This window comes from Bacillus cereus group sp. MG1, from assembly GCF_040460035.1.
Taxonomy (GTDB): domain Bacteria; phylum Bacillota; class Bacilli; order Bacillales; family Bacillaceae_G; genus Bacillus_A; species Bacillus_A cereus.
Window position 1 is genome coordinate 3,132,477 of sequence record NZ_JARVGY010000001.1, and the last position, 11,871, is coordinate 3,144,347.

The following is an 11,871-nucleotide window of genomic DNA, read 5'->3' on the forward strand; positions in this document are numbered from 1 at the left end:
ACGGAGGGTGCAATGAAAGAAAATCCATACAATTTTAATGAAATTCCTACTGAGTTAAAGGCCCTTCCGCAATGGATATTATGGCGTAAGGAAAAAAGAAACGGCAAACCAACAAAAGTACCGTATCAAGTAGATGGAGAAATGGCGCAAGCAAATAACAGACGTACATGGTCCACGTTTGCAACAGCAGTCAAATTCTATTTAGAAGGTGACTATGATGGAATAGGATTTGTATTTAGTAGGCAAGACAATTACATCGGAATCGATATTGATAAGTGTGTCACGGACGGAAAAACAAATGTTTTTGCAACGGAAATTATTGATACATTAGATAGCTATACAGAATTTTCGCCATCAGGAAATGGGATTCACATCATTATTAGAGGTGGTCTTCCACAATCTGTGTTAGGTACTGGACGGAAAAATACAAAGCATGGTTTGGAAATTTACTCATACGGCCGTTTCTTTACCTTCACTGGAAACCGTGAAAATTCTAATGATGTATATGAGCGCACGGATGAACTAGCTGAGGTATTCGAAAAATATTTTGACGATAGCGACATTCAGGGACGTGTGAATCTAGCGGAATTTGAAAAAGACGAAATCAAAATTTCAAATGATGCTCTATGGGAAAGAATGTTTAGAAGTAAGAATGGTGATGAAATTCGCTCGTTATACAATGGCAGCTTAATAAATGATGATCATTCAGCAAGTGACCTTTCTCTATGTAATCATTTAGCATTTTGGACAGGGAAATCAGCAATTCGAATGGACTCAATGTTCCGTGAGTCAAGCCTTATACGTGATAAATGGGACGTTATTCATTTTAGCGATACAAATGAAACATACGGTGAAAGAACGATAGCAACAGCCATTTCATCTACTTCCACAACTATTTTAGATAACAAACAGCAATTCGAAGAATTTTCTTTTGATTTCATGAATGAAGATGCGGTTGAAGTTGTGGAGGACAAGCCAAAAAAGAAATTCCGTTTAACTGAATTAGGAAACGCTGAACGTATCGCATATGAATATGGCCATGTAATCAAATATGTTAGCGATATTGGCTGGTACATATGGGACGGTAAACGCTGGAAGTTGGACACGAAAAAAGAGATTGAAAGAATTACAGCAAAAGTACTTAGAAGTCTTTATAAATCAGAAGATGAATTAGAAACAAAATGGGCTCGAATGTGTGAACGGAGAAATATTCGTATGAATAGCATTAAGGATCTTATGCCATTGGTTCCAGGTGAGCGTGAGGACTTTGATAAGTATAAATACTTGTTCAATGTTGAAAATGGCATTGTTGATTTAAAAACAGGGAAGCTGCAGCAACATGATCGGGAACTTGGTTTAACTAAAATTACTAATATTGCTTTTGATGAAAATGCAAAGTGTCCTGAATGGCTTAATTTTTTAGATCAAATTTTCCAAGGTGATAAGGAACTAACTGAATACATGCAGCGGTTAATTGGTTACTCACTAACAGGAGAAATTACGGAGCAAATAATGGTCTTCCTAATTGGTGGAGGTTCCAACGGAAAATCGACCTTTATTAACACAATCAAGGACCTGATGGGGGAATACGGTAAACAAGCAAAATCAGATACTTTCATTAAGAAAAAAGAAACAGGAGCCAATAACGATATCGCTAGGTTAGTGGGAGCTCGCTTTGTATCTGCAATTGAAAGTGAAGAGGGTGAACAACTCTCAGAAGCTTTTGTAAAACAAATAACGGGTGGAGAACCAGTGTTGGCCCGTTTCCTTAGACAAGAATATTTTGAGTTCATACCTGAGTTCAAGGTTTTCTTTACTACAAACCATAAGCCGGTAATCAAAGGTGTCGATGAAGGGATTTGGAGACGTATCCGTTTAGTTCCATTTAACCTACAACTACCAAAAGAGAAACGTGATAAGAAATTACCAGAAAAAATAAGTTTGGAAATGCCAGGAATCCTAAATTGGGCGATTGAGGGTTGCTTGAAGTGGCAGAAGTCGGGACTAAACGATCCAGCAATTGTTATGAAGGCAACAGGTGATTATAAAGAAGAAATGGATATTCTCGGCCCATTCATGTTCGAATGTTGTTTTAAAAGAGAAGATGTCCAAATTGAAGCGAAAGAATTATATGAAGTTTATGCGAATTGGTGTTTTAGAAATGGTGAACATCAATTAAAAAATAGAGCCTTTTACCGAATTTTAGAATCCCAAGGATTCAAAAGAGAACGTGGCAGTAAAAACAAGTATTACATCAAAGGTGTTACTTTAACCGACCGAAAAAATACTTTTAAGCAGCAAAAGTTACTGAATTTCGATGAAAATAGCAAAAGTGTTACTAAAAGTAACCCATTTAAAATGTCCTGAAACCCTTGGTACATAAGGGGTCAAGGTACTTTTTATATTCTTTTTGTTACTTTTGTTATTAAAAAATACTATAAACAAAAAATAAATATATATATAAGTATTCTATTAGGAGTCCCTTTGAACTTTTTAGGTAACAAAAGTAACACCATATAGGTTAATCCCTTGGTGCTGTAAGGCTCAAGATGGGTTACTAAATGAAAAAAAGAGTAATTTTTGGTGTTTTTTTAGTTAAAAAACAGTCATTTTAGTAACAAGTTTAGTAAAGGTGGTGGACCTGTTGGGAAAATTCATAGCAGAAAATATCGAACGAGATATTAATAGTTTCGAATTAACTGATGATTTATATAAAAGATATTTAAAGTATTGCAGCTTTTACAAAATAGAATCATTAACTCGATTGAAATTCGGAAATCAATTAAAGAAATTTAATGTAGGTATTTACGATAAAAGAAGAAGAAAAGTTCGAGAAGGAAAAGTTGGAAGATGGGGAGTGAGATTACTTCCATGCAAGTATTAATGATCCTGAGCCAAATATGGAAATCAGGTGCAAATATCTATCTTGATGAAAAAGATAATCAAGTTGCGATAAAAAAACAAAATTTAATTCCAACGGAAGTTATGAAGGCTGCTGAACAAAACTATCAAGCTATTTATGAGTGGTTTAAATCTTGGGACGATGCGAGTAATGAAAAGATTACGATCATGAAGACTTTTCATCAGTTTTGCGGATGGCAGCATAATCAAAAATTAAATGAATGGCTGCTTGCTGATGAGGATTCATTACAAATGTTTTATGACTGGACAATCATTCTTGCAAAGAACGGATGGACAGACATGTATGAGGATTATCGATCATTTGAAAATGATGAATCAAATGCAATGGCAAGAAAGATATATGAACGTGCGGTTTTATATGCGAAGAGAGGGGCATGAAAATGAGAGAGATAAAATTCCGTGCTTGGGATGGAACGGATTGGGTTTATAGCGAGTGTATATCAAAAGATGGCATCAATTGGTGGATATTAAATAATGAAGATGATAATTGGTTGACGTGTTTAGATCCACAGCAATATACAGGTCTAAAAGACAAGAATGGCAAGGAGATTTATGAAGGGGATATTTTGAAGGTCACTACAGTCCGAGGAGATACCCGATGGCAAATGGAAGTTGATTTTGAGAATGGTTGCTTCGCTTTAAAAGAAGGACCTGAACTATGGAAATTGAAATACGATTACCCGAATCATGAAGTAGTCGGAAACATATACGAAAACCCAGAGTTACTGGAGGAATCAAAATGATTCGTTTCCATTACACGGATAAAGAAATAGATAAAATACTTAAAACACTCACAATCGTGATTGATACAAGAGAACAACAAAACCAACATATTCGTGATTACTTACATCAAAAAGATATACCAGTAAAAGTTCAAAAATTAGATACGGGTGATTACGGCTGTATGATTCCAAAAAATGAAGAGATTGGAATACCTCGTGATATCTATTTAGATCGTCGGATAGAAAGAAAGTCGAGTATAGATGAAATTACAAGTAACCTACAAAAAGATACACAAACAAGATTTGAAAATGAATTGATCCGTTCCAAGGACATTCCATTTACTTTAATTGTGGAGGACCAACGTGGTTATGAAAAAATACTTACAGGTGATTATAAATCAAGATATAACCCGAAAGCATTACTCGGTAGGCTCAATACTTTTAAAGTGAAATATGACTTTGAAATTGTCTTTTTAGATAAAAAGTTTGTTGGCAATTGGATATATCATGTCCTTTATTACCATGCAAAACATTACTTGAAAACAGGAGCTTTCTAAGGTCAGAAACGTACAGAAATAACAGAGAAACTTTAGTTGTAATATCAATCTAATATAAAAGGAGCCAGAACCATGACAAAAGTAAATTTGAACGTATTATTCAAGAAAATGCAAAAGGACGATAAAAAGGAAGTTTTAATGTTTCATGTATTAAGTGATGAACTTCCACATGCTGATGATCTATTAAAAATGCCAGGTACAATTGTCTATCTAACTGTGGAGAAAAGCGATGTTGAAGCAATTGGTGCTGAATTTGTTTCTATTCAACGTGATAGCAAGAAAACAGTTCTTAAATTCAATGTAAAAGGCGATACGAAAGATAAAATTAATAAACTTTATCCATTCGCTGGTGAAAATGTTTCTATTACTCTAGAACCTTCGCAAATGTCGATTGATGAGTTTTACGAAGAACAACATGAAGGTGTCGAGTATAACGTTAATCCTGATGGAACAACTGATGTTGCACCTGGTCAATTAAAAATTGTTGATGAAGAAAGCGTTGCTGAATAAATATTTGTCCTGGGCTTCGGCTCAGGATATCACATATAAATCGAAAGGGAGATTAACGAATGTCTAACAAATTTGATAAGGACTTTGAAGCAATTACGAATGATAGTGAATTAACGGAAGAAGGAACAAAATTTATAGAAGCTGTAAAACAATTCGTTGGCACTCAATATGATTCAGAGGATTTAGCGAAATTGATTGTATTAATTATGGCTGCTTTAGATGTGGACGACAATGCTTTTAATACAGCAATATTCGCTTTATATCAAACTGCAATAGAAGTGCAAACAGGTATCAATCTGAATGAATTACTGGATTTAGTGACAAAAGGTGAACCAGGCTTAACTCATTAGGAGAATCCAATGTGTTCGACGAGTTTCGACATAGAAATGAATGTCAGAATCGTAGTGATTTGAAGTTTTATTTCTTTCTGAATACAAATAGATGTACAAGCATTAAAACGTCTTAGAAAGGAAAATAAACGTGTTTTAAGAGATTTGTTGTTTTTAATAGAAAGTAGGTGAATCATCATTTGTTTGACTGGCTGAAAGACTATCAGAAATTAGAAGAAGATATTGATTACTTAGATTACAACTTAGATAAAACAAAAGCTGAATTAAAACGCTGGGTCAGTGGTGATTTGCGAGAAGTGCGTTTAACTGCTGAATCTGAAGGTGCAAAGGTAGAAGAGCGTATAGAAGCAATCGAATATGAGTTAGCTCATAAGATGAATGCAATGTGTGATTTATTGAAATTGATTAGTAAGTTCAAAGGATTAGAAAATAAGTTATTAAAAATGAAGTATGTGGACGGAATGACATTAGAAGAAATAGCCGAGGATATGAATTACAGTTCTAGTTATATTTATAAGAAACATGCTGAAATAATAAGGAGAATAAAGTTCGCTGAAGAACTTGCACTTTACTGACACCCAGTTTTATGAATGTTAACTCTTGAAAATATCGATTATAGTAATAACATAAGATTTTGACGAAAGGGCAACTGGTGCACGGTTGCTCTTTTATCATGTAAAATTATATAGGTGGTGTGGGGGAAATGATTACTGAAATTAGAAAAACAATATCAGGTACAGAGTATTGGGATAACAAAGAAAAGCGAAGTCTATTTGTTCCAACTGGTGAAGAACCAGGATTCGAAGTAACTAAAAATCCAAAGAGTATGATTGCTAAGTTTGCTGACGATAAAGTGATTGATGTTAAAGTAATTGAATTAGATGATATGACAGTAAAAGAATTACGTGATCATGCTACATCGATTAACGTTGAGATTCCAGCGGATGTTAAAAAGAAAGAAGACATTATTAAGTTACTATCATGAAGTACTGTGCTGAGCAAGGCTGCAAGACATTAATTGATAAAGGACGATACTGTCTCAATCATAAACGTAAACAGAAGAAGACAGTTGTGTATTCAAAGAACAGATCATTCTATCGTACAAAAGCCTGGCAAGATTTAAAGTCATTCTGTTATCAAAGGGACAAAGGATTGTGTCAACGGTGTGGAAGGTTCGTGTTTGGTAAGCAAGCACATCATCATCATGTTGTTCCAATTAAAATCAATCCTTCATTAAGATTAGATCCAGATAATATCGATACACTTTGTTCTAAGTGTCATCCAATTGTAGAAAGAGAAACAAATGAAAAATACCAGGAAAAGAAAAAGTTCGACTGGAAACTTTAAGCCCCCCTATCAAAAAAAGAAAAGCTGGCCTTATGGGGGGATAGGGAGTGGGGGTGCAAACGCGCACCTCAAAATGGTTTTTTGAAAAAAATTCGTTTTTTTAGGTGGTGATTTAAGGAATGGCCAGAAAATCGAAGGTCGTAATTGAAGCTGAAAAGAAAAAAGAATTAGAAGCGCAGCGTATTATGAATGTTTTGGTTGAAGCCGGAACTTATTCGCCAGCGCTTGATCCATTGATTGAAGTTTATCTTGATGCAGTTGAGATATACAGCGTCAAATATGGATTGTGGAAGAATTCAAACTTTCCAACAGTCCAAAAAACAAAGAATGTAAATGGTGATGTGAAGGAATCAAAGCATCCGTTAGCTCAGCAAGTAGAAGTTTGGTCCAAACAAAAAGCGAAGTATTTGGGGCAATTAGGACTGGACGGAAAGAACAAAGAATTACTTAAAAAAAGTGGGGTTCTTCTCGAAAAAGGAAAAGCGGAGAAAGAATCCACCGAGCCTACTGATAACAACAAATTATTGCAATTTAGGCAGAGGTTAAACAGATGATTGATTTTGAAACAAATTATGCTGATATATTCGTTTCGGAAGTAGATGCAGCCCCACACTTATATCCTGATTCTATTAAATTAGCAATCAAACGATATAAGAAATGGAAGAAGCGAAAAGATATTTGGTTTGATGTTGAAAAAGCAAATGCAATGATTTATTTCACTGAAACATTCTTAAAACATGCAAAAGGAAAATGGGCAGGGCAGCCATTAATTTTAGAGTCCTGGCAAAAGTTTTACTTTGCTAACATTTATGGATGGCAAAAATATAATGAAGATGGTAAAGCGGTGCGAGTAATTCGTACGGCTTATTTGCAGGTTCCAAAGAAAAACGGAAAAACAATTATGGGCGGTTCACCAGTCATTTATGCGATGTACGGAGAAGGTGTAAAAGGTGCTGATTGTTATATTTCCGCTAATACTTTTGAACAATGTCAAAATGCAGCAGGGCCAATTGCTTTAACGATTGAAAATAGTCCTGATTTACGTCCAGATACACGTATCTACAAAGGTAAAGAGGATACGATTAAGTCAATTAAATATACATTTGTGGAAGATGATATTAAATATGCAAATGTAATTAAGGTTCTTACAAAAGATAACGCTGGGAACGAAGGTAAAAACCCATATATTAATTATTTTGATGAAGTTCATGCTCAAATGGACCGTGAACAATACGATAACTTACGTTCAGCACAAATTGCTCAAGAAGAACCACTCAACATCATCACTTCCACAGCAGGAAAGAATACAGGTTCACTTGGAACCCAAATTTATACCTATGCAAAAGAAGTTTTGAAGGATGATAAAGATGATTCCTGGTTCATGATGATCTATGAGCCGAACAAAAAGTTTGATTGGACAGACCGTGACGTTTGGCGAATGGTTAATCCAAATATGGATGTATCGGTTAACATGGAGTTTCTTGAGAATGCATTTAAAGAAGCTCAAAACAATAGCTTTAATAAGGCGGAATTCTTATCAAAGCATTTGGATGTATTCGTTAATTATGCCGAAACATATTTCGATAAAGACCAACTGGATAAAATGCTTGTGGACTATTTAGGTGATATTGAAGGATTAACTTGTGTTGTCGGTGTGGACTTATCAAGACGCACGGATTTAACTTGTGTATCAATAAATATTCCAACATACGATGATGAAGGAAATACGATATTAATCGTTAAGCAAATGTACTTTATTCCGGAGTTTGGAATTGAAGATAAAGAGCAGCAGAGAAATGTTCCTTATCGGGCGTTAGCTGAAAAAGAATTTGTGACAATTTGTCCTGGAAAAACAGTTGATGAAGAAATGGTAAATCAGTATGTGGAATGGGTATTCGAGAAATTTGATTTACGTCAAATAAACTATGACCCAGCACTTGCTGAAAAACTCGTTGAAAAGTGGGAAATGCTAGGGATTCAATGTGTAGAAGTTCCACAGTATCCAACTCATATGAATGAACCGTTTGATGACTTTGAAATATTATTACTTCAGGATCGAATTAAAACAGATAATCCTTTACTTATTTTTTGTGCAAGTAATGCGAAAATAATTACAAACATTAATAATTTAAAAACACCATCTAAACGTAAATCACCGGAGCATATAGATGGGTTTGTGGCCATGTTGATTGGTCATAAAGAAACATTGAATATGATGGAAGATACTATTCCAGATGAAGAGTACGATGAATATTTAGATGATATTTATAGATAAATACGAACTATAAAATTTTGGCCAAAGAAAAAATGGAGTTAAAATGCGAACGAAAACTTGTTTAGGATCCTTTTAACGTTCGTTAATTGAAAGGCGGTGAGAAATTGGGTTTAAGGGATAGGTTTTCAAATTTTTTAATTAGACAGGCTGAAAAGCGCGGTTTGTTTGAAGATATTTTCAATAACGTTGTTCGTTATGGTGGTAGATATGCAGGTGATGATCATATCTTGGAATCTAGTGATGTTTATGAATTGCTACAAGATATAAGTAATCAGATGATGTTGGCTGAGATTATTGTGGAAGACAAAGACGGTAAGGAAATTAAAAATGATTCAGCTCTTAAAGTTTTAAAAAATCCAAACAATTATCTTACACAGTCTGAGTTCATTAAATTAATGACTAATACTTATTTGCTTCAAGGTGAGGTCTTCCCAGTGTTGGATGGTGATCGATTACATTTAGCATCTAATGTTTATACAGAATTGGATGATAAATTGATAGAACATTTTAAAGTAAACGGAGAAGAAATTCCATCATTCATGATTCGTCATGTGAAAAATATTGGTGCTGATCATCTAAAAGGAAAAGGTATTCTTGATCTGGGTAAAGATACACTCGAAGGTGTTATGTCAGCCGAGAAAACTTTAACTGACAAGTATAAAAAAGGTGGATTACTAGCATTTTTACTTAAGTTAGATGCGCATATTAATCCACAGAACGGTACACAGTCCAAATTAATTAAAAAGATTTTAGACCAACTGGAATCCATCGATGATGCAAGGTCAGTTAAAATGATTCCACTCGGAAAAGGATATTCAATAGAGACGCTTAAAAGCCCGCTAGACGATGAAAAGACCTTAGCATATCTAAATGTATACAAAAAGGATTTAGGTAAGTTTTTAGGCGTAAATGTGGACACATATACGGCCTTGATTAAGGAAGACCTTGAGCAAGCAATGATGTATTTGCATAACAAGGCAGTTAGACCGATAATGAAAAACTTTGAAGACCATTTGAGTCTTCTTTTTTTCGGGAAAAATTCGGATAAACGTATTAAATTCAAGATAAATATCCTTGATTTTGTTACTTATAGCATGAAAACAAACATTGCTTACAATATTGTTCGAACTGGTATTACTTCACCAGATAATGTTGCGGATATGCTTGGATTCCCTATGCAAAATACACCTGAGTCACAAGCGATTTATATTTCAAACGACTTATCAAAAATTGGTGAGAAACAAGCTACAGATGATTCACTGAAGGGAGGTGATGGAAATGGCAAAGACAAAGGAAACACGGACATTTGACATCACCAAATTAAGTACCAGGGATGCTACGGAAGAACAACCTTCCAAGATAACTGGTTATGCAGCCGTATTTAATTCAAAGACAACTATTGGTGGCTGGTTTGATGAAGTTATTGAACCTGGTGCATTTGCTCGTTCTCTTTCTGAGAATAGTGATATTAGAGCGTTATTCAATCACAATTGGGATAATGTCCTGGGTAGAACAAAAAGCGGCACATTGAGACTAGAAGAGGATGAAAAAGGACTTAAATTCGAAATTGAATTACCTAATACATCTGTTGGTCGAGATTTAGCTGAAAGTATGTCTAGGGGAGATATTAACCAGTGCTCATTTGGATTTTGGATAACAGAAGAGAATTGGGATTACAGTGTTGAACCAGCATTAAGGACCATTAAAGAAGTAGAACTTTATGAAATATCGGTTGTTTCAATACCTGCTTATGATGATACGGAGGTATCTTTAGTTCGCAGTAAAGAGATTGGTAAAGAAATAGAACAACGAATGAAAATGATTAAACAAATAAATCAAATCTTGGGGGAAAAGTAAAATGAACAAACAATTATTATTAGCATTACAAAAACGAAGCAATGAAAGATTAGTGGAATTACGTACACAGGTTGAGAATCCTGAATTACGTGCTGAAGACTTACCAGCAATTCAAGAAGAAATCGATGAAATTAACAAGCAATTACAAGAAGTTGCTGATGCTTTAGCTAACCTTGAAGATGATGGTTCTGGTGAAGGTGATGAAGATGGTTCTTCTGGAGATGAGGGCTCATCCGGATCTGGAGAAGGTGGAGAAGGAAGATCTGGAAACCCAGAAGGGAATGCAGGTGTAAGTCCGGAACAACGTCAAGCAGCAATGGCAGCTATTAAATCGGCATTATCTACTCGTAATGCAAAATCAAATAAAGCGAAGGAAAAAGAAATACGTTCAGCTTTTGCTAACTTTGTTGTTGGTAATATTTCAGAAATGGAAGCACGTGCATTAGGTATCGAAGCAGGTAATGGCTCAGTTACAGTTCCAGAAGTCATTGCTAGTGAAATTATTACTTATGCTCAAGAAGAAAACTTCTTGCGTCGACTTGGCCAAGGTGTAAAAACAACTGGTAATATGAAATATCCAATTCTAGTTAAGAAGGCTACAGCGCAAGGTCATAAGAAAGAACGTACAGGTTCAAATCCAATCCCTGAAACAGACATTGAATTCGATGAAGTATACCTTGAACCTACAGAATTTGATGCATTAGCAACTGTAACGAAAAAATTATTAAAACAATCAGGTTTACCAATTGAACAAATTGTCATGGATGAATTAAAGAAAGCTTATGTTCGTAAAGAAGTCCGTTATATGGTTCATGGCGACGAAACTGATAATGTCAATCCAGGGGCACTAGCTAAAAAAGCAGTAGAATATAAACCGACAGCAGAAGATGTTGAATTATATGATCAACTTGTTTCAATGAAAAATAGTGTGCCAAAAGTTGTTCGTAAAAAAGCCCGTTGGGTGCTTAATACAGCAGCGATTACAAAAATTGAGAAGATGAAAACTAAAGATGGTTTCCCATTATTAAAACCTTTAGAACAAGCTCAAGATGGTTGTGATTATAAATTGTTAGGCTATCTGGTGGAAGAAGAGGAAGAAATCAGTAAAGAAGGACAAGAAGATACACCTGTTTTCTATTTTGGTGACTTCTCTTCATTCAAAATTCAAGATGTTACTGGTTCATTAGAATTAGAAGTATTAAGAGAATTATTCACTAATACAAACCGAGTAGGATTTAAGTTGTATTCATTACTTGATGCTCAACTAATCTATTCACCATTTGAACCAACTGTTTATCGTTATGAAGTAAAAGCTTCTACTGGAGCTTAAT

General features: G+C 34.8%; 15 protein-coding genes. All 15 read left to right on the forward strand.

Annotated elements, in window-relative coordinates; translation table 11 throughout:
- Positions 1-12: 12 nt before the first annotated feature.
- The 15 genes from QCI79_RS16275 to QCI79_RS16345 all read left to right on the forward strand — a co-directional run bounded on the left by QCI79_RS16275 (position 13) and on the right by QCI79_RS16345 (position 11,870).
- A complete protein-coding gene (locus QCI79_RS16275) occupies positions 13-2,367 on the forward strand; it encodes a phage/plasmid primase, P4 family (RefSeq protein ID WP_021727755.1) in 2,355 nt (784 codons plus the stop codon).
- A gap of 277 nt (positions 2,368-2,644) precedes the next feature.
- Positions 2,645-2,884: a primase-like DNA-binding domain-containing protein gene (locus tag QCI79_RS16280; RefSeq protein ID WP_021727756.1), complete on the forward strand. Its 240-nt coding sequence runs from the start codon at positions 2,645-2,647 to the stop codon at positions 2,882-2,884.
- Positions 2,872-3,300, forward strand: coding sequence for a hypothetical protein (locus QCI79_RS16285; protein WP_021727757.1), 429 nt, complete (start codon positions 2,872-2,874; stop codon positions 3,298-3,300). The genes QCI79_RS16280 and QCI79_RS16285 overlap by 13 nt, the downstream gene beginning before the upstream one ends.
- 2 nt (positions 3,301-3,302) lie before the next feature.
- Positions 3,303-3,665, forward strand: a complete 363-nt coding sequence (locus QCI79_RS16290) for a YopX family protein (RefSeq protein ID WP_023901218.1) — start codon at positions 3,303-3,305, stop codon at positions 3,663-3,665.
- Positions 3,662-4,201 (forward strand): ERCC4 domain-containing protein, encoded by a 540-nt coding sequence (locus QCI79_RS16295; protein WP_021727759.1) that lies wholly within the window; start codon positions 3,662-3,664, stop codon positions 4,199-4,201. The genes QCI79_RS16290 and QCI79_RS16295 overlap by 4 nt, the downstream gene beginning before the upstream one ends.
- Positions 4,202-4,273: 72 nt before the next feature.
- Entirely contained in the window at positions 4,274-4,711 is a 438-nt protein-coding gene (locus tag QCI79_RS16300) for a hypothetical protein (RefSeq protein WP_021727760.1), read from the forward strand.
- 59 nt (positions 4,712-4,770) lie between these two features.
- On the forward strand, positions 4,771-5,061 hold the full coding sequence (locus tag QCI79_RS16305) for a hypothetical protein (RefSeq protein ID WP_021727761.1): 291 nt from the start codon (positions 4,771-4,773) through the stop codon (positions 5,059-5,061).
- Between the two features lie 179 nt (positions 5,062-5,240).
- On the forward strand, positions 5,241-5,636 hold the full coding sequence (locus tag QCI79_RS16310; protein WP_000460730.1) for a DUF1492 domain-containing protein: 396 nt from the start codon (positions 5,241-5,243) through the stop codon (positions 5,634-5,636).
- A gap of 128 nt (positions 5,637-5,764) precedes the next feature.
- Positions 5,765-6,046 carry a hypothetical protein gene (locus QCI79_RS16315; RefSeq protein ID WP_021727762.1) on the forward strand — a complete coding sequence of 94 codons (282 nt, stop codon included), beginning with the start codon at positions 5,765-5,767 and terminating at the stop codon, positions 6,044-6,046.
- Positions 6,043-6,408: an HNH endonuclease gene (locus QCI79_RS16320; RefSeq protein ID WP_021727763.1), complete on the forward strand. Its 366-nt coding sequence runs from the start codon at positions 6,043-6,045 to the stop codon at positions 6,406-6,408. Before QCI79_RS16315 ends, QCI79_RS16320 begins: the two co-directional genes overlap by 4 nt.
- Positions 6,409-6,527: 119 nt before the next feature.
- Positions 6,528-6,962, forward strand: a complete 435-nt coding sequence (locus QCI79_RS16325) for a P27 family phage terminase small subunit (protein WP_021727764.1) — start codon at positions 6,528-6,530, stop codon at positions 6,960-6,962.
- Entirely contained in the window at positions 6,959-8,683 is a 1,725-nt protein-coding gene (locus tag QCI79_RS16330) for a terminase large subunit (RefSeq protein WP_021727765.1), read from the forward strand. Before QCI79_RS16325 ends, QCI79_RS16330 begins: the two co-directional genes overlap by 4 nt.
- Before the next feature lie 104 nt (positions 8,684-8,787).
- A complete protein-coding gene (locus QCI79_RS16335) occupies positions 8,788-9,993 on the forward strand; it encodes a phage portal protein (protein ID WP_021727766.1) in 1,206 nt (401 codons plus the stop codon).
- Entirely contained in the window at positions 9,962-10,540 is a 579-nt protein-coding gene (locus QCI79_RS16340) for an HK97 family phage prohead protease (RefSeq protein WP_001140506.1), read from the forward strand. The genes QCI79_RS16335 and QCI79_RS16340 overlap by 32 nt, the downstream gene beginning before the upstream one ends.
- A gap of 1 nt (position 10,541) precedes the next feature.
- A complete protein-coding gene (locus QCI79_RS16345) occupies positions 10,542-11,870 on the forward strand; it encodes a phage major capsid protein (protein ID WP_021727767.1) in 1,329 nt (442 codons plus the stop codon).
- The last annotated feature ends 1 nt before the right edge of the window (position 11,871 follow it).

What these genes read in the sequence shown, in the direction of transcription:
- QCI79_RS16320 (WP_021727763.1), top strand. Translation starts at nt 6,043, where the DNA reads ATGAAGTACTGTGCTGAGCAAGGCTGCAAGACATTAATTGATAAAGGA.
- QCI79_RS16305 (WP_021727761.1), top strand. Translation starts at nt 4,771, where the DNA reads ATGTCTAACAAATTTGATAAGGACTTTGAAGCAATTACGAATGATAGT.
- QCI79_RS16325 (WP_021727764.1), top strand. Translation starts at nt 6,528, where the DNA reads ATGGCCAGAAAATCGAAGGTCGTAATTGAAGCTGAAAAGAAAAAAGAA.
- QCI79_RS16295 (WP_021727759.1), top strand. Translation starts at nt 3,662, where the DNA reads ATGATTCGTTTCCATTACACGGATAAAGAAATAGATAAAATACTTAAA.
- QCI79_RS16340 (WP_001140506.1), top strand. Translation starts at nt 9,962, where the DNA reads ATGGCAAAGACAAAGGAAACACGGACATTTGACATCACCAAATTAAGT.
- QCI79_RS16345 (WP_021727767.1), top strand. Translation starts at nt 10,542, where the DNA reads ATGAACAAACAATTATTATTAGCATTACAAAAACGAAGCAATGAAAGA.
- QCI79_RS16290 (WP_023901218.1), top strand. Translation starts at nt 3,303, where the DNA reads ATGAGAGAGATAAAATTCCGTGCTTGGGATGGAACGGATTGGGTTTAT.
- QCI79_RS16330 (WP_021727765.1), top strand. Translation starts at nt 6,959, where the DNA reads ATGATTGATTTTGAAACAAATTATGCTGATATATTCGTTTCGGAAGTA.
- QCI79_RS16285 (WP_021727757.1), top strand. Translation starts at nt 2,872, where the DNA reads ATGCAAGTATTAATGATCCTGAGCCAAATATGGAAATCAGGTGCAAAT.
- QCI79_RS16315 (WP_021727762.1), top strand. Translation starts at nt 5,765, where the DNA reads ATGATTACTGAAATTAGAAAAACAATATCAGGTACAGAGTATTGGGAT.
- QCI79_RS16275 (WP_021727755.1), top strand. Translation starts at nt 13, where the DNA reads ATGAAAGAAAATCCATACAATTTTAATGAAATTCCTACTGAGTTAAAG.
- QCI79_RS16300 (WP_021727760.1), top strand. Translation starts at nt 4,274, where the DNA reads ATGACAAAAGTAAATTTGAACGTATTATTCAAGAAAATGCAAAAGGAC.